The organism is Agrobacterium sp. CMT1, from assembly GCF_037203725.1.
Taxonomy (GTDB): domain Bacteria; phylum Pseudomonadota; class Alphaproteobacteria; order Rhizobiales; family Rhizobiaceae; genus Agrobacterium; species Agrobacterium pusense.
This window is the reverse complement of the sequence record NZ_JBBCAR010000001.1, coordinates 285,636-306,115: the sequence shown is the minus strand read 5'-3', so window position 1 is coordinate 306,115 and position 20,480 is coordinate 285,636. Positions and strand designations below refer to the sequence as shown.

The 20,480-nt window shown below is 60.1% G+C and carries 26 protein-coding genes; 7 read left to right on the top strand and 19 right to left on the bottom strand.

Annotation, left to right across the window (positions count from 1 at the left end):
• Window positions 1-71 precede the first annotated feature (71 nt).
• A complete protein-coding gene (locus tag WA845_RS01700; RefSeq protein WP_112553357.1) occupies window positions 72-1,034 on the bottom strand; it encodes a nucleoside recognition domain-containing protein in 963 nt (320 codons plus the stop codon).
• Between the two features lie 121 nt (window positions 1,035-1,155).
• On the opposite strand from WA845_RS01700, the gene WA845_RS01695 reads away from it, so the two are divergent.
• Window positions 1,156-1,608 carry a winged helix-turn-helix transcriptional regulator gene (locus WA845_RS01695; RefSeq protein WP_112553359.1) on the top strand — a complete coding sequence of 151 codons (453 nt, stop codon included), beginning with the start codon at window positions 1,156-1,158 and terminating at the stop codon, window positions 1,606-1,608.
• 87 nt (window positions 1,609-1,695) lie between these two features.
• Entirely contained in the window at window positions 1,696-2,079 is a 384-nt protein-coding gene (locus WA845_RS01690) for an ACT domain-containing protein (RefSeq protein ID WP_112553362.1), read from the top strand.
• On the opposite strand, the gene WA845_RS01685 is transcribed toward WA845_RS01690, so the two are convergent.
• Together WA845_RS01685 and WA845_RS01680 are read right to left on the bottom strand one after the other, a co-directional pair.
• A complete protein-coding gene (locus tag WA845_RS01685) occupies window positions 2,076-2,390 on the bottom strand; it encodes an antibiotic biosynthesis monooxygenase (RefSeq protein WP_112553364.1) in 315 nt (104 codons plus the stop codon). The two genes, WA845_RS01690 and WA845_RS01685, sit on opposite strands and share 4 nt — an antisense overlap.
• Window positions 2,391-2,395: 5 nt before the next feature.
• Window positions 2,396-3,190, bottom strand: a complete 795-nt coding sequence (locus WA845_RS01680) for a helix-turn-helix domain-containing protein (protein ID WP_045532603.1) — start codon at window positions 3,188-3,190, stop codon at window positions 2,396-2,398.
• 107 nt (window positions 3,191-3,297) lie between these two features.
• On the opposite strand from WA845_RS01680, the gene WA845_RS01675 reads away from it, so the two are divergent.
• The gene (locus WA845_RS01675; RefSeq protein ID WP_112553366.1) at window positions 3,298-3,660 is read left to right on the top strand and encodes a nuclear transport factor 2 family protein; all 363 of its coding nucleotides are present in this window, start codon (window positions 3,298-3,300) and stop codon (window positions 3,658-3,660) included.
• Between the two features lie 42 nt (window positions 3,661-3,702).
• On the opposite strand, the gene dxs is transcribed toward WA845_RS01675, so the two are convergent.
• The 7 genes from dxs to WA845_RS01640 all read right to left on the bottom strand — a co-directional run bounded on the left by dxs (window position 3,703) and on the right by WA845_RS01640 (window position 10,036).
• A complete protein-coding gene (gene dxs, locus WA845_RS01670) occupies window positions 3,703-5,622 on the bottom strand; it encodes a 1-deoxy-D-xylulose-5-phosphate synthase (protein ID WP_037090795.1) in 1,920 nt (639 codons plus the stop codon).
• Window positions 5,623-5,723: 101 nt separating this feature from the next.
• Entirely contained in the window at window positions 5,724-6,647 is a 924-nt protein-coding gene (locus tag WA845_RS01665) for a pirin family protein (RefSeq protein WP_035209401.1), read from the bottom strand.
• A gap of 293 nt (window positions 6,648-6,940) precedes the next feature.
• Window positions 6,941-7,195 (bottom strand): exodeoxyribonuclease VII small subunit, encoded by a 255-nt coding sequence (locus WA845_RS01660; RefSeq protein ID WP_112553368.1) that lies wholly within the window; start codon window positions 7,193-7,195, stop codon window positions 6,941-6,943.
• Between the two features lie 2 nt (window positions 7,196-7,197).
• Window positions 7,198-8,133: a histone deacetylase family protein gene (locus WA845_RS01655; protein WP_112553370.1), complete on the bottom strand. Its 936-nt coding sequence runs from the start codon at window positions 8,131-8,133 to the stop codon at window positions 7,198-7,200.
• A 25-nt stretch (window positions 8,134-8,158) separates the two neighbouring features.
• On the bottom strand, window positions 8,159-8,722 hold the full coding sequence (locus tag WA845_RS01650; RefSeq protein ID WP_112553372.1) for a biotin transporter BioY: 564 nt from the start codon (window positions 8,720-8,722) through the stop codon (window positions 8,159-8,161).
• Window positions 8,723-8,753: 31 nt separating this feature from the next.
• On the bottom strand, window positions 8,754-9,359 hold the full coding sequence (locus WA845_RS01645; RefSeq protein ID WP_006699884.1) for an energy-coupling factor transporter transmembrane component T family protein: 606 nt from the start codon (window positions 9,357-9,359) through the stop codon (window positions 8,754-8,756).
• Window positions 9,356-10,036, bottom strand: coding sequence for an energy-coupling factor ABC transporter ATP-binding protein (locus tag WA845_RS01640; RefSeq protein WP_006699883.1), 681 nt, complete (start codon window positions 10,034-10,036; stop codon window positions 9,356-9,358). The genes WA845_RS01645 and WA845_RS01640 overlap by 4 nt, the downstream gene beginning before the upstream one ends.
• 112 nt (window positions 10,037-10,148) lie before the next feature.
• Between WA845_RS01640 and WA845_RS01635 the strand changes: the two genes are divergently transcribed.
• Entirely contained in the window at window positions 10,149-11,345 is a 1,197-nt protein-coding gene (locus WA845_RS01635) for a winged helix-turn-helix domain-containing protein (RefSeq protein WP_004440339.1), read from the top strand.
• A gap of 269 nt (window positions 11,346-11,614) precedes the next feature.
• Here WA845_RS01635 and ribB read toward each other — a convergent pair whose 3' ends face one another.
• The 3 genes from ribB to WA845_RS01620 are packed head-to-tail and all read right to left on the bottom strand — an operon-like array spanning window position 11,615 to window position 14,177.
• Window positions 11,615-12,715: a 3,4-dihydroxy-2-butanone-4-phosphate synthase gene (gene ribB / locus WA845_RS01630; protein WP_004440341.1), complete on the bottom strand. Its 1,101-nt coding sequence runs from the start codon at window positions 12,713-12,715 to the stop codon at window positions 11,615-11,617.
• A gap of 12 nt (window positions 12,716-12,727) precedes the next feature.
• Window positions 12,728-13,825 carry a chorismate synthase gene (gene aroC / locus WA845_RS01625; RefSeq protein ID WP_112553374.1) on the bottom strand — a complete coding sequence of 366 codons (1,098 nt, stop codon included), beginning with the start codon at window positions 13,823-13,825 and terminating at the stop codon, window positions 12,728-12,730.
• On the bottom strand, window positions 13,815-14,177 hold the full coding sequence (locus WA845_RS01620; protein ID WP_162719104.1) for a hypothetical protein: 363 nt from the start codon (window positions 14,175-14,177) through the stop codon (window positions 13,815-13,817). The genes aroC and WA845_RS01620 overlap by 11 nt, the downstream gene beginning before the upstream one ends.
• An 83-nt stretch (window positions 14,178-14,260) precedes the next feature.
• On the opposite strand from WA845_RS01620, the gene WA845_RS01615 reads away from it, so the two are divergent.
• Entirely contained in the window at window positions 14,261-14,521 is a 261-nt protein-coding gene (locus WA845_RS01615; protein ID WP_006699882.1) for a DUF1344 domain-containing protein, read from the top strand.
• Between the two features lie 218 nt (window positions 14,522-14,739).
• Here the strand turns inward: WA845_RS01615 and WA845_RS01610 are convergent, their stop codons facing one another.
• The 4 genes from WA845_RS01610 to WA845_RS01595 form a co-directional block, all read right to left on the bottom strand.
• Window positions 14,740-15,333 carry a histidine phosphatase family protein gene (locus tag WA845_RS01610; protein ID WP_006699881.1) on the bottom strand — a complete coding sequence of 198 codons (594 nt, stop codon included), beginning with the start codon at window positions 15,331-15,333 and terminating at the stop codon, window positions 14,740-14,742.
• A 35-nt stretch (window positions 15,334-15,368) separates the two neighbouring features.
• Window positions 15,369-16,187 (bottom strand): enoyl-ACP reductase FabI, encoded by an 819-nt coding sequence (gene fabI / locus WA845_RS01605; RefSeq protein ID WP_004440350.1) that lies wholly within the window; start codon window positions 16,185-16,187, stop codon window positions 15,369-15,371.
• 131 nt (window positions 16,188-16,318) lie between these two features.
• Window positions 16,319-17,434: a DnaJ C-terminal domain-containing protein gene (locus WA845_RS01600; RefSeq protein WP_112553376.1), complete on the bottom strand. Its 1,116-nt coding sequence runs from the start codon at window positions 17,432-17,434 to the stop codon at window positions 16,319-16,321.
• A gap of 212 nt (window positions 17,435-17,646) precedes the next feature.
• Entirely contained in the window at window positions 17,647-18,096 is a 450-nt protein-coding gene (locus WA845_RS01595) for an RT0821/Lpp0805 family surface protein (protein ID WP_004440354.1), read from the bottom strand.
• A gap of 56 nt (window positions 18,097-18,152) precedes the next feature.
• Here WA845_RS01595 and pdxH point away from each other — a divergent pair, with 56 nt between their 5' ends.
• Together pdxH and WA845_RS01585 are read left to right on the top strand one after the other, a co-directional pair.
• Window positions 18,153-18,773 carry a pyridoxamine 5'-phosphate oxidase gene (pdxH, locus tag WA845_RS01590; protein ID WP_337322155.1) on the top strand — a complete coding sequence of 207 codons (621 nt, stop codon included), beginning with the start codon at window positions 18,153-18,155 and terminating at the stop codon, window positions 18,771-18,773.
• Between the two features lie 168 nt (window positions 18,774-18,941).
• A complete protein-coding gene (locus WA845_RS01585) occupies window positions 18,942-19,247 on the top strand; it encodes a MazG nucleotide pyrophosphohydrolase domain-containing protein (protein ID WP_112553378.1) in 306 nt (101 codons plus the stop codon).
• A gap of 50 nt (window positions 19,248-19,297) precedes the next feature.
• Here the strand turns inward: WA845_RS01585 and WA845_RS01580 are convergent, their stop codons facing one another.
• Together WA845_RS01580 and WA845_RS01575 are read right to left on the bottom strand one after the other, a co-directional pair.
• Window positions 19,298-19,675: a hypothetical protein gene (locus WA845_RS01580; protein ID WP_035209413.1), complete on the bottom strand. Its 378-nt coding sequence runs from the start codon at window positions 19,673-19,675 to the stop codon at window positions 19,298-19,300.
• Window positions 19,676-19,814: 139 nt separating this feature from the next.
• Window positions 19,815-20,480 (bottom strand): HAD-IA family hydrolase, encoded by a 666-nt coding sequence (locus WA845_RS01575; RefSeq protein ID WP_112553380.1) that lies wholly within the window; start codon window positions 20,478-20,480, stop codon window positions 19,815-19,817.

The following is a 20,480-nucleotide window of genomic DNA, read 5'->3' as shown; positions in this document are numbered from 1 at the left end:
TCAGATTGAACCTACGGATCGGGGGCCGAAAGGCCCCCTTTTTGCGTCGGCATTTTTAAATGGGAGGCCGCCTAGGCGCGCTGTAGCCGGAACATCCGTGCAAAAAAAAGCTCATCCGACAGGCGGTGGAGCAGGGCGGCAATGACGGCGGTTGCGGCAATGGCGAAAACGAGACGTCCGGCGAGAACCCCGTAGACATCCGCACCCAGCGACATGACCACAAGCGTGTCTTCAATTACGCTATGGGCAAAACCCATGAAGACGCAGGACAGAAATACCTGCCGCGGTGATATCGTCCCCGATTGCGCCTCGCGGATCAGGAAACCCGCGCCGTAGGAAATGCCGAGGAACAACCCGATGGCAGTGAGATGCTCGGCCTCGCCGCGAATGCCTGCAAGACGCAGCAGGGGCGAGAGCGCTTTCATCATCAGCGCGAGCAGGCCGGTCAGCCTGAGAATTTCAAGGCAAAGGGAAAGGGCAAGGAGGATGGCGAGCATCCAGGCCATGGTTTCACCGAGACCGAGGAAATAGGCGGACCATTCAGGCGTGGCGCTCATCGCAATCCAGGCCGGGCTCACCGGTCCCGACAACCAGCCGGTCGATTCCAGAAGCTGGTGCAGGAGAAAGGCATAAAGCAATCCGCCGCCGACGCGCAGCCCCGTCGTGACGATCATGCCGGGGCCCGCCTTTTCGATGATTTTCTGTTCGATGGGCAAGCCATGGGCGAACAGGATGAGCGCCGAAAAAACGGTAATATCAGCCACGGTCAGTGACGACGCGGGAACCAGCGTGAAGATGAGCGGCACGGCACCCCATATGCCGACCAGCATCGCGGTCAGCCAGGCAAGGCCGAGTTCAGGCGGCAGGCCGATGATGTTCATGACCGGCGCAAAAGCAGGCGCCACCGCTTCGATCGCCCCCATCCTTGATAGCAGCTCGGTCAGTATGGTGATCGGGACCGTGATCCGCACCAGCACCCAGTAAATTGCAAGCGTTTCCCGCGTTTTTTGCCAGACGGTCTGTAGAACTGACATATCAAGGCTCCCCTGAAAGTTGTTTCCATCCACTACTCCCGGCCGGTTCGCATTTGCGGTCAGAGATTGCATTTTCATGCAATTTTATTGCAAAGATGGCAGCGGGCGATATGCTATCCGCATGGACAGGATCGACCGGAAACTTCTGAACCTTTTGCAGGACGATGCCTCGCGCACCAATGTGGATATGGCTGATGAAGTCGGGCTGTCGCCGTCCAGTTGCCTGCGCCGCCTGCAGCGGCTGCGCAAGTCGGGCGTGATCCACCGCATCGTGGCGATCCTCAACCCGGCAAAGGCGGGACGCGTGCTCAAGGCTCTGGTGACGGTGGAGCTGAAACTGCACGGCGAGCAGCAGATGCGCCGCTTTCTGGATATTGCCTGCGCGGAGGAGGCGGTGTCGCAGGCTTATGCCGTCACCGGCGCAAGCGATGTCGTACTGATGTTACGCCTGCGGGATATGGAAGAATTCGACGCCCTGTGCGACCGCTTGTTCCGCGATCAGCACAATGTGGCACGCTTTTTCACCATGGTCGTCATCAAGACGGCGAAAGAAGAAACGGCCATCAAGCTTTGAAACTGATAATATGGCCTTCTGGGGAGGCATTTGATCCTCCCCTTCAACCCAAGGAAAGCGTCTGGCTTTCGGGAAGGCAGTTTACAGATGGCGCCTCGCGTTAAGTTAAGGCTCCTTGAGGGCACCTACGGAGTGGCCCGGCTTTCTGCCGATGCATCCATTCCAGCCTGGGCCGATGGCACAGGTTTTCTCAGCATCAGCCGGACTGATGATGAGCTTTCCGTCGTTTGCCGTCAGGAGCGTATCCCTCATGATGTTAAGGCCGACACCGGCTGGAACTGTCTCAAACTTCAGGGCCCGTTCGCCTTTGATGAGACCGGCATCGTGCTTTCGGTGATCGAACCGCTATCGACCAACGACATCGGGATATTCGTGGTTTCCACTTTCGATGGAGATCACCTGCTGGTCAAATCGAAAGATCTTGAGGAAACGTTTGAGCTGCTGGCAAATGCAGGGCACTCGCGCATCTAAGCTCCGTGAGCGTGATCCGCCCGCATGGGATGCCAGACGGAAATATCGCGCGGCGCGTCCAGAAGCTCGGGCAGGGCATCGTGCCATGCCTGCCGATAGGGCCGGTGGATCTGAACGTCGATGACGTCCTGATGGTCAGTCCAGGTCTCATGCAGCAGGAACCGGTTCTCGTTTTCGCAATCCCGGTGCAGGGTTGCGTTCACAAAGGTCTTTTCGTGCCGCATGGCGTCGAGCAGCGCATTCAGCAATTCCAGAAAACGTTCGCGCTGGGCTGGACGGAGCTGAAAGCCGATAAGATAGGTGGTGTGCACGGGTCTTACTCCTTGGCGCCTTGCATCAGTGCGTTGCGGGTTGCCGCGTCGGCGGGATAAAAACACTCCAGCACGAGTTCGGAGAGCGTGACGTCCGTCGCCGTCCCGAAAACCGTGGTGGTTGAAATGAAGCTCAATATGCCGCCCGAAGATGGATCGCGAAGCTGGAGCGGTATGGCCAGAGGGTCGGCCCCGGTGGAATGCGGGGCGACCTTTGGCGCGGGATAGGCCGCAAGCTCCGCATACAGCCGAGAAAGCACTTCGTCTCCGGTTTCCTCGACCTGACGGCGCAGGCGTTCCAGCAGGTGATGGCGCCATTCGGCCAGATTGACGATGCGTGAACTCAGACCCAGCGGATGCAGGCTCAGCCTCAAGGCGTTGAGCGGCGGGTAAAGCAGCTCTTCTGAAACGCCGGCCAGAAGCGACGTGATCGCCCCATTGGCGAGAACGACATTCCAGTGCCGGTCGACGGCAAGAGCGGGGAATGGCATATGCCCATGCACTACCGTTTCGACGGCTTGTCGGGCGGCTGCCATATCAGGTGCATCCAGTGATCGTTCGGAATGAACGGGTGCATAACCTGCAGCCAGCATCAGCCGGTTAGCGGCGCGGGCCGGCATCGAAAGCTGCTCCGCCAGCCTCACCAGCATGTCGCGGCTGGGCGATGATCGCCCGCTTTCAACGAAGCTCAGATGGCGTGCTGATATTTCAGCCTCCACCGCCAGATCCAGCTGGCTCAATCTGCGGCGGGCTCGCCATTCCTTCAGCACCTGGCCGACATGTTCTCGATGATGTGTCATGCCCCGCAGCCTAGCAGAAGATATCGCGGATGCGATTACCTCGGAGGTAATTGTTCCGCTTCCCGACCCCCGGCATGTTTGGGCCGTCAACCACAAGGAGCGCAATCATGACGCAGCATCTCGCAATCGCCGAAACCTATCTCGCAGCCTGGAATGAGGAAGACAATGAACGTCGCAGGCACCTCATCGGTCAGGCATGGGCAGAAAATACGCGCTACGTCGATCCGCTGATGCAGGGCGAAGGCCAGCAGGGGATTGCCGCCATGATCGAGGCGGCGCGGCAGAAATTTCCGGGATATCGTTTCGTTCTTGCCGGCACCCCGGACGGACACGGCAAATTCACCCGTTTTTCCTGGCGCCTTATCTCGCATGAAGGGGACGATGTGGCTGGTGGCACCGATGTCGTGAGCCACGATGCCGAGGGCCGGATCGAAAATGTCGTTGGTTTTCTCGACGGCGCGGCATCCTGAGCTAAAGGCGGGATAGTCCCGCCTCCTGTCCCGGCAATTTTGTCAGCCGGCGAAACCGACTCCGGCCTGACGCTGGCCGAGCGCATTGAACACCGTGGAAATGATGCCGGCCCGGTCGAGGCCGGCATTGGCATACATGGTCTCTGGCTTGGCCTGTTCCACCCACTGGTCGGGCAGTGTGAGTGTCCGCACCTTGGGGCCGTGATCGAGCAGGCCGGCACTTGCCATGAAATGCAGCACATGTGCGCCAAAACCGCCGACCGAGCCTTCTTCTATCGTCACCAGAACCTCGTGATGGGCGGCAAGCTGTCGGATGAGATCGAGATCGAGCGGCTTGGCGAAGCGTGCATCGGCAACCGTGGTGGAAAGACCGGCGGCGTCCAGGTCTTCGGCCGCCGCCAGGCATTCCGCAAGGCGGGTTCCGAAGGAAAGCAGGGCAACCTTCGTGCCTTCCTTGATGATGCGACCCTTACCGATCTGAAGAATCTCCCCACGCGCGGGCATCTCGACGCCGACACCTTCTCCGCGCGGATAGCGGAAGGAAATCGGGCCTTCGTCATAGGCGGCCGCCGTGCGGACCATATGTTTCAGCTCCGCCTCATCCGAGGCCGCCATAACTACCATGCCGGGGAGGGTGGCGAGGAAAGTGGTGTCGAAGGAGCCGGCATGGGTCGGCCCGTCGGCGCCGACAAAACCGGCGCGGTCGATCGGGAAACGCACGGGCAGGCTCTGGATCGCCACATCATGCACCAGCTGGTCGTAACCGCGCTGCAGGAAGGTGGAATAAAGCGCGCAGAACGGCTTGTAACCGTCAGCCGCAAGCCCCGCCGCAAAGGTGACGGCATGCTGTTCGGCAATGCCGACATCGAAGGTGCGCGCCGGGAACAGCTCGGCCATCTTGTCGAGGCCGGTACCGTTGGGCATCGCGGCCGTCACACCGATGATTTTCTCATCGAGCGTGGCTTCCTGGATCAGCGCCTCGGCAAAGACGCTGGTATAGCTCGGCGCATTCGGCTTGGCTTTTGCCTGCGCGCCGGTGATGACGTCGAACTTGTTGACGCCGTGATATTTGTCGGCTGCGGCTTCCGCCGGCGCATAACCCTTGCCCTTCTGCGTCACCACATGGATGAGGACAGGGCCTTTCTGGTTGTCGCGCACATTGCGCAGCACCGGCAAAAGGTGGTCGAAGGAGTGACCGTCGATCGGGCCAATGTGATAGAAACCAAGCTCCTCGAACAGCGTGCCGCCGGTCACGTAACCGCGTGCATGGGTCACGGCGCGGGTAATGGCGCGGTCGATCGTCTTCCCGAGATACGCCGTCAGCTTCTTGCCGAAATCGCGAAAACCCATATAGGTGCGGCCGGAGGCGAGACGCGCCAGATAGGCGCTCATCGCGCCCGTCGGCGGCGCAATGGACATGTCGTTGTCGTTGAGGATGACGATCAGTCGTGCATCGAGCGCGCCGGCATTGTTCAGTGCCTCAAACGCCATGCCGGCAGACATGGAACCGTCACCGATGACAGCAATGACCTTGCGGTCGCTGCCATCAAGACCCGCCGCCACCGCCATGCCGAGACCGGCGGAAATGGAGGTGGAAGAATGGCCGGCGCCGAAATCATCATATTCGCTTTCCGCACGGCGGGTGAAACCGGAAAGGCCACCTTCCTGCCGCAGCGTGCGGATGCGATCACGCCGGCCGGTCAGGATCTTGTGCGGGTAACATTGATGGCCGACATCGAAGATCAGCCGGTCTTCGGGCGTGTTGAAGACCTTGTGGATGGCAATCGTCAGTTCCACCACGCCAAGGCCGGCACCCAGATGCCCACCGGTTTTCGACACGGCGTCAATCATCTCGTCACGCAGTTCCCTTGCCAGTTCCGGCAAGTCGCGATCATCGATCTCCTTGAGATCGGAGGGAAAATTCACCCGGTCAAGCAATGGTGTCTGTGGCATTCCGGTCAATCGTTCGGCCTTTTCTGGTGGTCCCCGCGCGGCGCGTGAGAACGTCTTTCATCGCGAAAGCCGCCGGGTGAACCATGCATGTCGTATACTTCTATAGAATTTCAACCTTCCGGCAAAGGGACAAACTCTTCTTCGTCGCCGGGAACGATGTCGAAGCGTCCCGTTCTCCACTCCTGTTTGGCCTGTTCTATGCGTTCTTTTGATGACGAAACGAAGTTCCACCAGATGTATCGGCGCTCATTCAGCGCTGCCCCGCCAAAGATCATGATGTGACAGCCATTGCTGCCGGCCTGAAGCGTGATGTCGTCACCCGGCCGGAAGACGAGCAGCTGGTCGGCGGCGAAGATATCGCCCGCCACATCCAGCGAGCCGGACAGGATATAGATCGCCCGCTCCTCATGATCGGCGGAAAAGGGAAACTTTGCCCCCGGCTCCAGCGTCAGGTCGACATAAAGCGTATCCGTGAAGGCCGCAACGGGGGAGGTGAGGCCCTCGAATTCACCGATCACTACACGACCCGACGCGCCCTTGATATCGATCAGCGGCATCTCTTCCTTTGCCGTGTGGGCAAAGGCCGGGTCGATTTCCTCCATATGGTCGGGCAGGGCAAGCCAGGTCTGGAGGCCCGACATGGAAAGCGGATGGCCGCGCAGGTTTTCCGGCGTGCGTTCCGAATGCACGATGCCGCGCCCGGCCGTCATCAGGTTGATGTCGCCGGGGCGGATGACAAGCTCGGTGCCGAGACTGTCTCGGTGCTTGATTTCGCCGTCGAACAGATAGGTGACGGTGGAAAGCCCGATATGCGGATGCGGCTTCACATCCAGCGCCTCACCGGCCTTCAGTATCGCCGGACCCATGCGATCGAAAAAGATGAAGGGACCGACAAGCCGCCGCTGCCGCGTCGGTAGCGCGCGCCGCACCGCAAAGCCGCCAATATCGCTGGTGCGGGGGATGATGAGGTTCTCGATGGCGTCGCAGGCAAAGGCATCGCCCGCGACGGGATCGTTACCGGGAAAGAAGGACATGGTCAGCTCCTCGTATCGTCTGGCGGGAGTTTAGCATAACCGAGGGGGAGGGGAGCATCGCGATATCGAACGCAGCGTCAACGATCCTTGTTAACACGACATTGTGAGAACACCTTACGGCCGGGAAGGTTCTCAAACCTCTCCTCCGTCATCCTCGGGCTTGTCCCGAGGATCTAAACACGTCAAGAAAATCAATGCAGATCCTCGGGACAAGCCCGAGGATGACGTCGAGCGTTTAAATCGGGAGGTGGCTACCTTATCGAATCCCGTCCGAACGCTCACCCTAAACGCAATCACTCTCCGTCGAGCGGCTCCACACCCTGCGGCTTGCCGGCGCGGTCGAGACGGATCTTCTCGATGCGCTTTTCGGCAGCGTTCAGCAGCGTTTCGCAATGCTTCTTCAGGGCTTCGCCGCGCTCATAGATGGCGATGGATTCGTCCAGCGCCACGTCGCCGCGTTCCAGACGTGCGACAATGCTTTCCAGCTCGGCGACGGCTTTTTCGAACGAATAACCGCTGACATCGCCTGTGTTGGCATTTTCCGTCATGTTCAACCCTTCATCATTCTCAAAATATGCATGGCTGCCGATTCCGCCAGCCCTTCCAGATCATAACCGCCTTCCAGCAGGCTGACGACCCGGTTCGAAGTGTATTTATCCGCCATCTCCAAGAGCCGGCCCGTCGCCCAGTCGAAATCCTCTCCCACCAGATTGATCTGCGCCAGCGGATCACGGTGATGCGCGTCGAAACCGGCGGAGATGAGAATGAGATCGGGCGAAAAATCCGCAATCGCCGGCAAAACACGTGATTTGAATGCCTCGCGGAAATATTCGCTGCCGGTGTTGGGAGAAAGCGGTGCGTTGACGACGTTGTTCTTCACGCCGGTTTCGTTTTTATCGCCGCTCCACGGATAAAGCGGCATCTGGTGGGTGGAACAGAACAGCACGGATGTGTCGTTCCAGAAGATGTCCTGCGTGCCGTTGCCGTGGTGCACATCCCAGTCAATGATGGCGACGCGCTCGGCACCATGCGCCTTCTGCGCGTGGCGGGCGGCGATCGCCACATTGTTGAAAAGGCAGAAGCCCATGGCCTTGGCGGTCTCGGCATGGTGGCCAGGCGGGCGGGCTGCAACGAAGACATTGTCGGCAGCACCGGTAAAGACATCGTCCACCGCCGCCATTGCAGCGCCGATGCCGGTCAGCGCCGCCTGCAGGCTTTTTTGCGAAACGTAAGTGTCGGCCTCAATGCGGTTGATCTCGCCATCCTCTTCCGGAATCTGTCGCATCACGGCAAGCAGATGCTCTTCCGGATGCGCCAGCAGCACCGCGTCTTCATTGGCCTGAGGCGCTTCTTTGCGATCAAGGCGCTCGAAATTCGGATGTTCGAGCGCGATGTTCAGCGACCGCAGGCGGTCCGGCCGCTCGGGATGGCCGGAAGGCGTGATATGCTCAAGGAAGATCGGATGTTCGTATAAGCGCGTCGCCATTCTTTTCCTCCCGAAGAAAGTGTTTTCAGGCGCGCTGCGGCAGCAGCGGATAACCCGCCATGACGGCGCGGCCGGCAAGGGCTGCCAGAACGGCCTTCAGCGCATCACCCGGGATGAAGGCGAGCGAACCCATGAAAGCCTTTTCAAAACCGAGACCGACGACCACCGCCAGGTAGGTGATGCCGAAAGCATAAAGCACGACCACGCCGCCGATCAGGCTGGCGACGAAAAAGCCAACATCCTGCGCCAGAGCGGACTGGCTGCGATTGACGAGTTTTTCCGAGAGCGTGCCGGTGACGAAAACGGCTGCGATCCAGCCGATCAGGAAGCCCGTTGTCGGCGTGGTGAAGATCGAAAGACCGCCACGTCCGCCCGAAAGCACCGGCAGGCCGATGGCGGCAATCAGGATCGTCAGCAGAACCGCGAGCGTGCCGCGTTTTGCGCCGAGGACGACGCCGGCGAGCATGACGCCGAGCGACTGCGCGGTAATCGGCACCGGAATGAAACCGAGCGTGATCGGCGGCAAAAGCCCGAGCGCGATGATGATGGCGGAAAACAGCGAAATCAGCACGAGGTCGCGGGTCGTCATGGCTCGGAAACTCCGGATGGTTGTCTGGCCGTCAGCTTTGGCCTCTGAAACCGCGCGCGTCAATGGCGTCGGCAATGGCATCGGCATCCTTCAACGTCATAATGACGAGGGGCACGATGATGGTCGCCATCCGCACGGGCAGGCCACGCGCCCGGTGGGCATCGCGCACCGCATGGTAACGGTTGACGATCTCAGGCACGAAGCGCACCACCAGCCCGACTGCAAGCCCGATATCGGCGGCCTTGAGCAGCCCCAGCCTTTCCAGCGGGGAGGCAGCACGTGTAATTTCGTCCATGAACTGCGAAATGCTGACGGTGATGGTGACGGCGGTGGCGAGCAACGCAAGTGCCGTCAGCCGCATAAGATTGACACTGGCATCGTGGGCCGGAAGCAGGAGATAGCTGAAGCCTGCGACGAGGAAGATCGTCAGCATCACCGGCCGCAGCCGCAGGGCGATGTCCTTGAGGGGCAGCCGCGTCGCGCTCAGAACTAGCGCGGCCAGAACCATTGCGCATGCGAGAACCAGCAAGTCGCGGGTGAGGAACAATGCAATGCTGAAGCCCATGAGCGTCAGAAGCTTGAGGCGCGGCGAGACGCGGTATAGCCAGCCGGTGCCCTCGACATGCAGCGATTTCATCGCGACGCCACCTCCAGATAGCGCGCCACCGCCTCTTCAGGTGCAGCATCTGCAATAAGCGCACCCTCATGGAAAACCAGCACCCGGTCGAAACCCCGAAGCAACGGCAGATCGTGGGTTATGACAATCAGCGCCTGGGACAGCGCCGCCATGGTTATTTCCACGACTGCGCGGTTTTTGAGATCAAGCTGGTTGGTTGGCTCATCGAGAATGAGGATTTGCGGTTCGGTCACCAGAAGGGCGGCAAGCGCTGCAAGCTGTAGCTCACCGCCGGAAAGCTCATGCGCGCGCCGGTCTTCCAGCTGCGCGATGCCGAGTCTGGCCAGAACGACCTTCACCCGATTTTCAGTTTCGGCCTTGCCGAGGCCGAGCCGCTTCAGCCCGAAGGCGACATCGTCGCGCACGATCGGCAGGATGATCTGGTTTTGGGGATTCTGGAAGATGAAACCGACCATCTGCAGGATGGTCCTGACGTCGCTCACGGTGTCGAGACCGTTCACCGAAACCTTGCCCTCGCTTGGCTTGTTCAGCCCGTTGATCAGCCGGGCAAAGGTGGTCTTACCGGAACCATTGAGACCGATTACGCCGATACGCCGTTCCGTCAACGTCAAAGACAGCGGCTGCAGGACCTGCCGGCCCTCGAAAACGACACCGGCGGCATCGAAACGGATTTCCAAACTTACATCCTCGCGCTCGTTTCCGGTTCTATATCCCGTCATCAACAGAAGTGAAACAAGGAACAAAAAAAGAACATTGCATTCGCGAAAAAGCCGTCATACCTTCTGGGCCATGACGATCAAGGTTTCGAACGAAGCAGCAAGGCGAATTTTTCTGGCGCGGCAGGGCCTTTCCTCCCCGCCCGGCAAGGCGCTTTCCAAGGATGGGCTGCTGCAGCTCATCACCGATCTCGGCTTCGTGCAGGTGGACAGCATCGGCACGGTGGAGCGCGCCCATCACCAGATTATTTTCTCCCGCAACCAGACCTACAGGCGCAACCATCTGACCACGCTGCTGGAAAAGGATCGCGCGCTTTTCGAGCACTGGACGCATGATGCCTCCATCCTGCCGACGGAATTTTATCCCTATTGGAAACACCGCTTCCGCCGCCGCGAGCCGATCATTCAGGAACGCTGGCGCAAATGGCACGGTGAGGGCTTCGATGCCGCGTTCGGCGAAACGCTGGAGCGCATCGCCGCAACCGGGCCGGTGCTGGCGCGGGAGCTTAAAGAGGAGGGACACCAGTCCGGTGGCTGGTGGAACTGGCATCCCTCCAAGACCGCACTCGAATATCTCTGGCACACCGGCAAGCTTGCAATTGCCGGCCGTGTGAACTTCCAGAAGGTCTATGATCTGGCCGAACGGGTCATTCCCGGTGAGCATCACGAGACCGAAGTGGAGCACGCCGAATTCGTCGACTGGGCCTGCCGCGAGGCGCTGAAACGGCTGGGGTTCGCCACCCACGGCGAAATCGCCGCGTTTTTCGATCTTGTGACGCCGCAGGAGGCGAGAGACTGGGTCAAAAACCATCGCGATGAATTGTGCGAGGTCTCGCTTCTCGCAAGTGACGGCGATACTGCCCGCCAGTCCTATGCCTTTGCCGATTTCACTGCCGACCTGACGGACGTACCGGAACCGTCCTCCCGCGTTCGCGTGCTGAGCCCCTTCGACCCTTTGCTGCGTGACCGAAACCGCACGGAGCGGCTATTCGGCTTTTATTATCGCATCGAGGTTTTCGTGCCGGAGCCGAAGCGGCAATATGGCTATTATGTTTTTCCGCTTCTGGAAGGCGACCGTCTGATCGGTCGCATCGACATGAAGGCGGAGCGCAAAGGCAGCACTCTGGATGTACGCCGCCTGTGGCTCGAGCCCGGCGTGCGCGCTTCGGCCGGGCGGCTGGAAAAGCTCGATGCGGAATTGTCGCGGCTTGCGAAGTTCACAGGGGTCGAGAGCGTGAATTATCTGGAAGGCTGGCGGGAGGAAAACTGAGTTTTTCGCACGGATGATCGCGAGAGAGGTGCCCTCGGACTCAAGGTTACCGATCCGTGATACCCCATTGTAGCGCGGCGTTGCGGCATATTTCTTCTCCCCGCCGGGGAGAAGGTGGCCCAAAGGGTCGGATGAGGGGGCAACGGTAGAGATTTACGGAGAGCTAGCCCCCTCATCCCGCTGCCACGGACTTCTCCCCGGCGGCGAGAAGAAGCAGGCGGAACCCGCTCGCCTCACAATTGCGTGGCGAGACCAGGCAAAACCCAGGCTCACCCGATATCCGTCGCGGAAATCTTGATGCCGAATCCTTCGAGACCGACATAATGGCGTTCGCGCGTGGTCATCAGCTTGATCGAGCTGATGCCGAGGTCTTTGAGGATTTGCGCGCCGAGACCGATTTCCAGCCATTCGTTTTCCCGCGAGCGGGCCTGGGCGTGTGCCTCGTCCGGGTCGCGCGCCTTGCGCCGCCCCGCAACCTGGCCGACGCCGACGGAGCCTTCACGCAGATAGACGATGACGCCGCGGCCTTCCTCGGCGATCTTCTGCATGTAGTGCCGCACCGGCTGGCGGTCGCCGAACACGTCGTCAGCGACGTTTTCCGGGTGCAGGCGCACGGGAATGTCGACACCGTCCCTGATGTCGCCGAAAATCACCGCCATGTGCTGCATCCGGTCCCAGGGAAGGGAGTAGGTCTGCGCTCTGGCCGGGCCGAAGGGCGTTTCGATGGTGAAGGAGGATTCCATCTCCACCAGCGTTTCCTTGCGCTGGCGGTAGGCGATGAGATCGGCAACCGACACCTGCTTGAGCTGGTGTTTCTCCGCAAAGGCAGTGACCTGCGGTCCGCGCGTCACGGTGCCGTCGTCATTGACGAGTTCGCAGATGACACCGATCGGCGGCAGGCCTGCCAGCTTGCAGAGGTCGACGGCGGCTTCCGTATGTCCCGAGCGCATCAGGACGCCGCCCTCACGGGCAATCAGCGGGAAAATGTGTCCGGGCCGGGTAAAATCGGCGGCTCCGACATTGGGATTGGCGAGATTGCGCACCGTCAGCGTGCGGTCATCGGCGGAAATGCCCGTTGTGGTGCCGTGCTTGAAATCGACGCTGACGGTGAAGGCCGTGGTATGGGCGCTGTCATTTTCGGCCACCATGGCATTGAGGTTCAGGCGCTTGGCTTCTTCGCGCGGCATGGGGGCGCAGACGATGCCTGACGTGTGGCGCACGATGAAAGCCATCTTTTCTGCCGTGCAGTGGACCGCTGAAATGATCAGATCGCCCTCGTTCTCACGGTCATCATCATCGGTCACGACAACGATTTCACCGGCTTCGAAAGCGCGGATGGCATCGACAACGCGTTTCTGGTCATAGGCCATGGCGGAAATACCTCACTTCAACCGGCCGGTCTGGCCGCGATCCCTCAGATAATGGTCGGCAATGGTGCAGGCCACCATCGCTTCGCCGATCGGCACGGCACGAATGCCGACGCAGGGGTCGTGGCGTCCCTTGGTGCGCACGTCGACATTGTTGCCATCGGCATCGATCGACTGGCGCTCGGTCAGGATTGACGAGGTCGGCTTGATGGCAAAGCGCGCGATAACGGGCTCGCCGGTCGCAATGCCACCCAGAATGCCGCCGGCATGATTGGAGAGGAAGATCGGCCTGCCGTCATTGCCCATGCGCATTTCATCGGCATTCTCCTCGCCGGAAAGCTCGGCGGAGGCGAAACCCTCACCGATTTCCACGCCCTTGACGGCGTTGATCGACATCAGGCTGGAGGCAATATCCTGGTCAAGCTTGGCGTAGATCGGTGCGCCGATACCCGCCGGAACGCCTTCGGCGATCACTTCGACAACGGCGCCAATGGACGAACCGGCCTTGCGGATGCCGTCGAGATATTCTTCCCAGACGGGCACCATGGCGGCATCAGGGCAGAAGAACGGGTTCTGATCGACCTGATCCCAATCCCAGTTGTCGCGGTTGATCCTGTGTTTGCCGATCTGCACCAGCGCGCCGCGCACGTTGAGGCTGGGTACCACCTTTCGCGCGATTGCGCCGGCAGCGACACGCGCCGCCGTCTCGCGCGCGGAGGAGCGACCACCGCCGCGATAATCGCGAATGCCATATTTCAGGTCATAGGTGAAATCCGCATGTCCGGGGCGGAAACGCCTGGCGATCTCGCCATAATCCTTGGAGCGCTGGTCGGTATTTTCGATCAGCATGGAAATCGGCGTGCCTGTTGTCGTCATCGTCTCGCCGTCCTCATCCAGCATGACGCCGGAAAGGACCTTGACGATATCGTCCTCGCGCCGCTGGGTGACGAAGCGGCTCTGGCCCGGCTTGCGCTTGTCCATCCAGTGCTGCACCTCGGCAAGGGTAAACCGGATGCCGGGCGGGCAACCATCCACCACGCAGCCAAGTGCCGGCCCGTGGCTTTCTCCCCAGGTGGTGACGCGGAAAAGATGACCGAAACTGTTATGCGACATAATTCTCAAACCGGAAAACGGGGCGCCTGTGGACAGCGCCGTTTAAAACATGCGGATTTGTCTTAGTGGAAAATCCGGACAAGGCAAAAGCCTTTCTTTCATCGCAAACGCGATAAGAAGGTGACGTACCGTTCACGACCTGCGAAAGGACGAAAACGACAGTCCCGCCATGGGCGACGGAAAGTGATTCGACCGTATCGACGGGTTTTGTGAGATGACGAAATTGTAAAAGAGCCGGGGTTTTCCACCCTAAACCGGAGTTTTCCAATATTGCCGGAAAATGCGGTGTAAAAATCACTAACGGCTTGAACAGGATTTGAAATCCGTTCATCAATTGGGCCGAAAATGTCATGGTTGCGGGCGATTTCCGCCACATTCGAAAGGCAATTCTTCATGCATGTAAGGTTTTCACGCAAATCCACGAAAGCTAGATCGATGCGTATGATGATTGCCGCCCTTCTGGCCACCGCCAACCTCCTGATGCCGATCAACGGCTTCGCCCAGAGCGTCGACGTGGAAGGCACGATCAGCAAGATCGACGCGAACGGTCTGAGTATCACGCTGAACGACGGCAAGACCTATCGTGTGCCGGAAGAATTCAATTTCGAAGGTCTGAAAGCGGGCGTGAAGGTCGTTGTCTTCTACACGGAAGTGGATGGGAAACGTGTGGTCGACGATCTGCAGGTTGTGGAGTAAGCAGCCGCCTACCAAGTCAAAACCTCCTTTGTGAAACGAGCGGGTGCCACCTGTTTCTTCTCCCCGACGGGGAGAAGTCCGCGGCAGCGGAATGAGGGAGCAAGCTTTCCGAAATCCGGCAACGTTGCCCCCTCATCCGACTCTTAGGGCCACCTCTCCCCGGGTGAGAGAAGAAACAAGCTGCGATGTCCTGCCAATCATAGGAAAGCTGCCAGCCCCTAGGAAATCCACTCGACGCTGTTCCTGTCGATCTCGACCTTCAAAATCTGGTCCTGCGGGATTTGCGTCCGCGACGCCTCATCCTTGTCCATGCCTGAAACAAGTCTGAAAATCGAGCGGATGACGCCGCCATGGCAGACGCAGACGGTCGGCCGCTCCACGGAGGAGAGCCATGCGCCGATGCGCCAGGAGAGGATTTCATAGCTTTCGGCATCCTGGCCGGGGGGAATGAAATCCCACTTGTTGGCCTTGCGCGCCTTCACCCGGTCCGGAAATTCCTTCTTGAGCTCGGGCAACGTCTGCCCTTCCCAGTCACCGAAGGAAACTTCGATGAGGCGGTCGTCGGTGCGATAGGCCTTGGGATCGAGCCCCATCGCGCCGCGCATCAGTTCCATTGTCTCGCGCGTGCGCCCGAGCGGGCTTGCTACATAATCGAAATCCGCGGCCTGATCCCCCAGGAGGCGGGCGAGAAGCAGACCATTGCCGACCGCCTGCTGGCGGCCGAAATCATTGAGCGGAATGTCTTTCTGGCCCTGAAGCCGGCGTATCGCATTCCAGTCCGTTTGTCCGTGCCGGATCACATAGACGAGCAAGGCGATACCCCAGTTTCAAGCATTCCCGGTTGTCGTCAGTCCTTCACCACCGAAATGTCAGGCGCATCCACCGCCTTCATGCCGATGGTGTGGTAACCGGAATCGACATGGTGGATTTCGCCGGTCACGCCGGTCGAAAGGTCGGAGAGCAGGTAAAGCGCCGACTTGCCGACTTCCTCGATCGAAACGGTGCGCTTCAGCGGCGCATTATATTCGTTCCACTTGAGAATGTAACGGAAGTCGCCGATGCCGGAAGCAGCGAGCGTCTTGATAGGGCCGGCGGAAACGGCATTGACGCGGATGCCGCGATTGCCGAGGTCGACGGCGAGGTAACGCACGCTTGCCTCAAGCGCGGCCTTGGCCACGCCCATGACGTTGTAGTTCGGCATCACCTTTTCGGCGCCGTAATAGGTGAGCGTCACGATCGAACCACCGTCATTCATGACGGGCTCCGCCCGCTTGGCAACGGCGGCCAGCGAGAAGACGGAAATGTCCATGGTGCGGTTGAAATTGTCGCGGCTGGTGTCGAGGTAACGGCCGGTCAGCTCATCCTTGTCGGAAAAGGCAATGGCGTGCACGACGAAGTCGATCTTGCCCCAGTGCTTTTCCAGGCTGGCAAAAACCGCATCGATCGTCTCGAGATCGGTCACATCGCAGTGACCGGCCATGAAGGCGCCGAGTTCCTGGGCCAGCGGCTCGACACGCTTCTTCAGCGCATCGCCCTGCCAGGTGAGAGCCACTTCCGCGCCCGCGTCGGCGCAGGCCTTGGCGATGCCCCAAGCGATGGAACGATTATTGGCGACACCCATGATGAGGCCGCGTTTGCCAGCCATGAGGCCGGATGCCTGAGCCATTTTATGCTCCCTAGTACTTTTGATCGGTCCTGCCTATGGCATAGGCTGCAATCCTGTTCAAGATTGCCAAGGATCATCAACTGTTAGGGAACGTAACAAAGGGTGCGTTGTCCCGGTTATTCGCAAAACTTTCACAAATAAAGGCCTTCGCGCATGTGGCGCATCAGGTCGGTCACCTTTTCATCGGGCTTCTCGTGCAGGACGATGCGCAGTTCGATGACGAGATCGCCGGAGCCGCCATTGCCGTCGGCAAGACCCTTGCCGGCAATCCTGAGCGCGCGGTCCGAGCCTGACCAGGCTGGAATGGTGATGTTTTCCTCGCCAAGCGGCGTCTTGACCTTTGCTTCGCAGCCCAGAACCGCATCGCTGAGCGAGATCGGCAACGTCGTGTGGATATCGAAGCCACGAAGGGAAAACGCATCCTCGCGCGCGGTCAGCAATGTCACGGCGAGATCGCCGCGGGCCATGTTTGGAAGCTTCAGCCCCTGTCCCTTCAGCCGCACCACATGTCCGTCGGTCATGCCGGCTTCCAGCTGGAAGCGAACCTCTCGTTCATCGGCAAGCGATACGGTAATCCACTTTTGCTCCAGCAGATCGGCGACCGTGACGATGGCCTCCGCCGTGATATCGGGCGCCTTTTCGGGAGCTGGTTGCGGCGTGCGGAACCGGCGTACGAGAGCGCTGAAGAGATTGGCGGCAAGCGAGACGGGCGCCGCCCTGTCATCGCCAGCGCCGGACTGGGCGGCCTCGCCGGCGGCAGGTGTATCGCCTCTTGCGGCGCTTGCGGCAGCCTTTGCCGCTTCCGCCGCCTGCTGTACCTTGGGATCGTTCTGTGCCTCCGCGCCGAAAATCCGCTCGACGATGTCTTCGGCACTTTCCGTCCTGGCGTCGGTTTTCTGGCCGGTCTGCGTCCGGTTGCGGGCGTCCGCCCGGGCCAGTTCTTCCATCAGCTTTTCGGCCGCCCTGGCGCGTTCAGCCGCCTCGCGCGCGGCCTCCCGCTGCTGCATGATGGTCTGATCGCGCTGCTTTTTTTCTGCAGCCTTGCGGGCCTGATCGTAGAGATCGCGCTTTTTCGGGTCTTTCAGAAGGTCGTAGGCCTGTCCGATCTCGGCAAATCGCGCCGAGGCATCGGGGTCGTCGCGATTGGCGTCCGGATGAACGGTTTTCGCCTTCGTGCGCCAGGCGGCCTTGATTTCCTCGTGGCGGGCGTCACGTTTTACGCCGAGGATCGAATATGGATCGCGCATGCGAAACACCAGTTACGTTGGCTCAGGCGCCTGCCGCCCGTCATGGCGCAATCCTGAAGCTAACCCCTCCGAAAAGGGGTGCCCGCGATCATTCGCCTGCACGCCCTCGGTTTAATCAACGTCGACTGTTGCAATAAGTTGCTAATCACTCCTTTACGGAGCAGGTTCGACGCACCGGGGCCGCGCCTATTCCCCATGGAAGGGTAAACAGATTATTTCTGCTCGAAGCGGGTCATCAACCATTCGCCGGTTTCCGACAGGCAGGCCTGTCCGGAATAAGCTGCCACCCCTTCGAAGGAGTGGCGCGTTGTCTTGAAATCGCGGCAGACGAAACCGCTTGATTTGTCTTCGTGAATGGCGGTCACGACGCCGGCGCTGCCGGTGGCGGCGTTCGCCCAGGGCAGCGGCTGGTCGGCAAGTTTGGCGAGATCGGCCGATGTCACCGCATTGCGAATGGTCACATCGTCGGTCTGGGCGCTGCCATTCTGCTGGTTCGGCACGGAGGCGGTGGAAAGCGAGCGGTCAACCTTGTCGCCGCCGAACAGATCGAGGCTGACGCATCCGCTCAGCACCGCAAGCATCGACACGACGGCGGAAACTTCCGCTACCGACGAAAGGAGGCTCTTTGTTCGACTGTTCGACTTTGCTATGACGGTCACCATCTTTCACCAGAGATCATCTCTGGGGTCCAAATCAGCTCGGGAGCATTTTAGTCAATATGTCGGAAACGGGGTTAACATCCAGTGACTTCACGGAAGAAAATGAACCTTTCACGCTTTTTGCCGAATGGCTGAAGGATGCGACGGCTTCCGAGATCAACGATCCGAACGCGGTGGCACTTGCCACAGTGGACGAAAATGGCCTGCCGAATGTGCGCATGGTGCTGCTGAAAGGCGTCGATGACCGAGGCTTCGTGTTCTACACGAATTTCGAAAGCCAGAAGGGCCGGGAGATCCTCGGCCAGAAAAAAGCGGCCATGTGTTTCCACTGGAAGAGCCTGCGACGTCAGGTGCGCCTGCGCGGCGAGGTGGAGATCGTGAGCGACGAGGAGGCGGATGCCTATTACGCCTCCCGCCCGCGTGGCAGCCGCATCGGCGCCTGGGCATCCAAGCAGTCACGGCCGCTGGAAGGCCGTTTCGCGCTGGAAAAGGCGGTGGCTGAATATACCGCCAAATATGCGATCGGCGATTTTCCGCGCCCGTCCCATTGGTCCGGTTTCCGCATTCGCCCCGTCAGCATCGAATTCTGGCATGACCGCAAGTTCCGCCTGCATGACCGCATCGAATTCCGCCGCGACACGCCAGACGGTGCCTGGTCCAAGGTCCGCATGTACCCCTAAGGGCGTCAGGCCGCGCCATTGGCGCCTGCCTGTTTAAGCAGCAAATCAAACAGCGCCGGGCCAAGGGGGCCCGGCAGACGCTCCATCCGCCGTCCGTAAAGCGCTTTCGAATCGACGCTGCCGGAGAATCGTGATTAGAGTTGGATATCACGAACAAAGGATGAACAAATGCTTCTGTCCATGATGTGCCAGTTCGAGGCTGCCTCGCAGAAATATGCCGATGAAAACGGGATCGCCCGTGATCCCGACTGGTTCATGCTGAAGCTTCAGGAGGAGGTGGGAGAGGTTACGCAGGCCTGGAACCGGCTGACGGGGCGGGGGCGCAGCAGGGGCAGAAGCGAAGAGGAGATGAAGCGTGATCTGGCTGACGAAACCGCCGATCTGCTCGGCCACGTACTGCTGCTGGCGCATCGCAACGGTCTCGATCTCGAAAATGCGATAGAACGCAAGTGGCGCTTCAAGCCGGGGGCCTGACGCTCCGCCGAGGACCATTCGATCCTGCTGCGTCGCGCCTCCGCGATCCGCTAGGAGAACGCGATGACAAAGAACAGGATCGCAAGAGCGGCAGCCACAGGAGCCATGACCAGCTGCTCCGGGCGGCTTTTCGACATTGCATTCAATCCGATGCTCACCGCCATGTAACAGGCGATGATCCAGATTCCAGGTTCAACCCAGCCAGACGGCCAGATGTCGGCCCAACCCGCCTTTTGCAGCGGGAAGGAAACGAAAAGCGCATAAATGAGCGGTGTCGCTGCGCTGGCTATCCTTTGCCGTCCCGGCAATACCGTGTGCGCGCCGCCCCAGGCAAGGCGGCCGAAAGGGGCGCCGGCGGCGAGCGCAATCTGGAACAGGGACAGAACCAGCAGTATCAGCGTTATGAGTGACACGGCGACAGGCGTCATGATTACCCCGGTTATGGATACGCCGGCAGAGCCGTTTGCCCAGTAGCGGTGCCCCAGCCCGACACGTGTTTCATCATGACGCCAAATCGCGAAGCACGTATGACGCCGTTTCGCGCCCCCAGCCCGATTTTCATTCTACTCAGGCCTGCACTTTTTGCAGAAGGTCGGCCACCATATGCAGGTCGCTGGCGACGGCCACGCATTTCTCCCGCATTTCCTCGGTCGGCGGCGCAACGTCGGGCACCATAATCGTCATCATGCCCGCCGATGTCGCCGAGCGTACACCCGAGTATGAATCTTCCAGGGCAAGACAGCGGCTGGGATCAAGGGACAGTCGTCGCGCGGCTGTCAGATAGGGCATGGGCGCCGGTTTCGGCTCCGTATAGTCGCCGCGCGCGACAATTGTGTCGAAGCGTTTGAGAAGATCGTGGGGCCCAAGATGGCGCGTCACCGAATCGTGCCGCGACGAGGTGGCGATGGCGCGGCGGATATCGAGGCTGTCGAGAAGGTCGAGGATCTCGGTGACGCCCGGCTTCAACGCCACGCCATCAGCCATCATCACGCCAAGATGCCGGAGCCAGGCGTCTCGAAAACTGTCGATGGGAAAATCCGCGCCGTAATCAGCAAAAATGGTGCCGGTGATGACGTCCCAAGGGCTGCCGCAGACCTTCTGATAGGTCTCCACCCTCATGCCGTGGCCGCCTTCTTCCGAAGCCGCCAGAAATGAATCGCGATAGAGCCGCTCGCTCTCGATCAGCAATCCGTCCATGTCGAAAACCACGGCCCGCGGGAGAAAAGGCAGCAT

Excerpts from the sequence above, each read along its gene's own strand:
- WA845_RS01660 (WP_112553368.1), bottom strand. The coding sequence starts at position 7,195 with ATGACGGAAAATGCCAACACAGGCGATGTCAGCGGTTATTCGTTCGAA.
- WA845_RS01615 (WP_006699882.1), top strand. The coding sequence starts at position 14,261 with ATGCGTATGATGATTGCCGCCCTTCTGGCCACCGCCAACCTCCTGATG.
- WA845_RS01695 (WP_112553359.1), top strand. The coding sequence starts at position 1,156 with ATGGACAGGATCGACCGGAAACTTCTGAACCTTTTGCAGGACGATGCC.
- ribB (WP_004440341.1), bottom strand. The coding sequence starts at position 12,715 with ATGGCCTATGACCAGAAACGCGTTGTCGATGCCATCCGCGCTTTCGAA.
- fabI (WP_004440350.1), bottom strand. The coding sequence starts at position 16,187 with ATGGCTCAGGCATCCGGCCTCATGGCTGGCAAACGCGGCCTCATCATG.
- WA845_RS01580 (WP_035209413.1), bottom strand. The coding sequence starts at position 19,675 with ATGACGCCTGTCGCCGTGTCACTCATAACGCTGATACTGCTGGTTCTG.
- WA845_RS01585 (WP_112553378.1), top strand. The coding sequence starts at position 18,942 with ATGCTTCTGTCCATGATGTGCCAGTTCGAGGCTGCCTCGCAGAAATAT.
- WA845_RS01620 (WP_162719104.1), bottom strand. The coding sequence starts at position 14,177 with ATGACATTTTCGGCCCAATTGATGAACGGATTTCAAATCCTGTTCAAG.
- WA845_RS01600 (WP_112553376.1), bottom strand. The coding sequence starts at position 17,434 with ATGCGCGATCCATATTCGATCCTCGGCGTAAAACGTGACGCCCGCCAC.
- WA845_RS01575 (WP_112553380.1), bottom strand. The coding sequence starts at position 20,480 with ATGCTGCCTTTTCTCCCGCGGGCCGTGGTTTTCGACATGGACGGATTG.
- WA845_RS01675 (WP_112553366.1), top strand. The coding sequence starts at position 3,298 with ATGACGCAGCATCTCGCAATCGCCGAAACCTATCTCGCAGCCTGGAAT.
- WA845_RS01645 (WP_006699884.1), bottom strand. The coding sequence starts at position 9,359 with ATGAAATCGCTGCATGTCGAGGGCACCGGCTGGCTATACCGCGTCTCG.
- WA845_RS01665 (WP_035209401.1), bottom strand. The coding sequence starts at position 6,647 with ATGTCCTTCTTTCCCGGTAACGATCCCGTCGCGGGCGATGCCTTTGCC.
- WA845_RS01700 (WP_112553357.1), bottom strand. The coding sequence starts at position 1,034 with ATGTCAGTTCTACAGACCGTCTGGCAAAAAACGCGGGAAACGCTTGCA.
- WA845_RS01650 (WP_112553372.1), bottom strand. The coding sequence starts at position 8,722 with ATGACGACCCGCGACCTCGTGCTGATTTCGCTGTTTTCCGCCATCATC.
- WA845_RS01680 (WP_045532603.1), bottom strand. The coding sequence starts at position 3,190 with ATGACACATCATCGAGAACATGTCGGCCAGGTGCTGAAGGAATGGCGA.
- pdxH (WP_337322155.1), top strand. The coding sequence starts at position 18,153 with ATGTCGGAAACGGGGTTAACATCCAGTGACTTCACGGAAGAAAATGAA.
- WA845_RS01690 (WP_112553362.1), top strand. The coding sequence starts at position 1,696 with ATGGCGCCTCGCGTTAAGTTAAGGCTCCTTGAGGGCACCTACGGAGTG.
- WA845_RS01655 (WP_112553370.1), bottom strand. The coding sequence starts at position 8,133 with ATGGCGACGCGCTTATACGAACATCCGATCTTCCTTGAGCATATCACG.
- WA845_RS01635 (WP_004440339.1), top strand. The coding sequence starts at position 10,149 with ATGACGATCAAGGTTTCGAACGAAGCAGCAAGGCGAATTTTTCTGGCG.
- WA845_RS01595 (WP_004440354.1), bottom strand. The coding sequence starts at position 18,096 with ATGGTGACCGTCATAGCAAAGTCGAACAGTCGAACAAAGAGCCTCCTT.
- aroC (WP_112553374.1), bottom strand. The coding sequence starts at position 13,825 with ATGTCGCATAACAGTTTCGGTCATCTTTTCCGCGTCACCACCTGGGGA.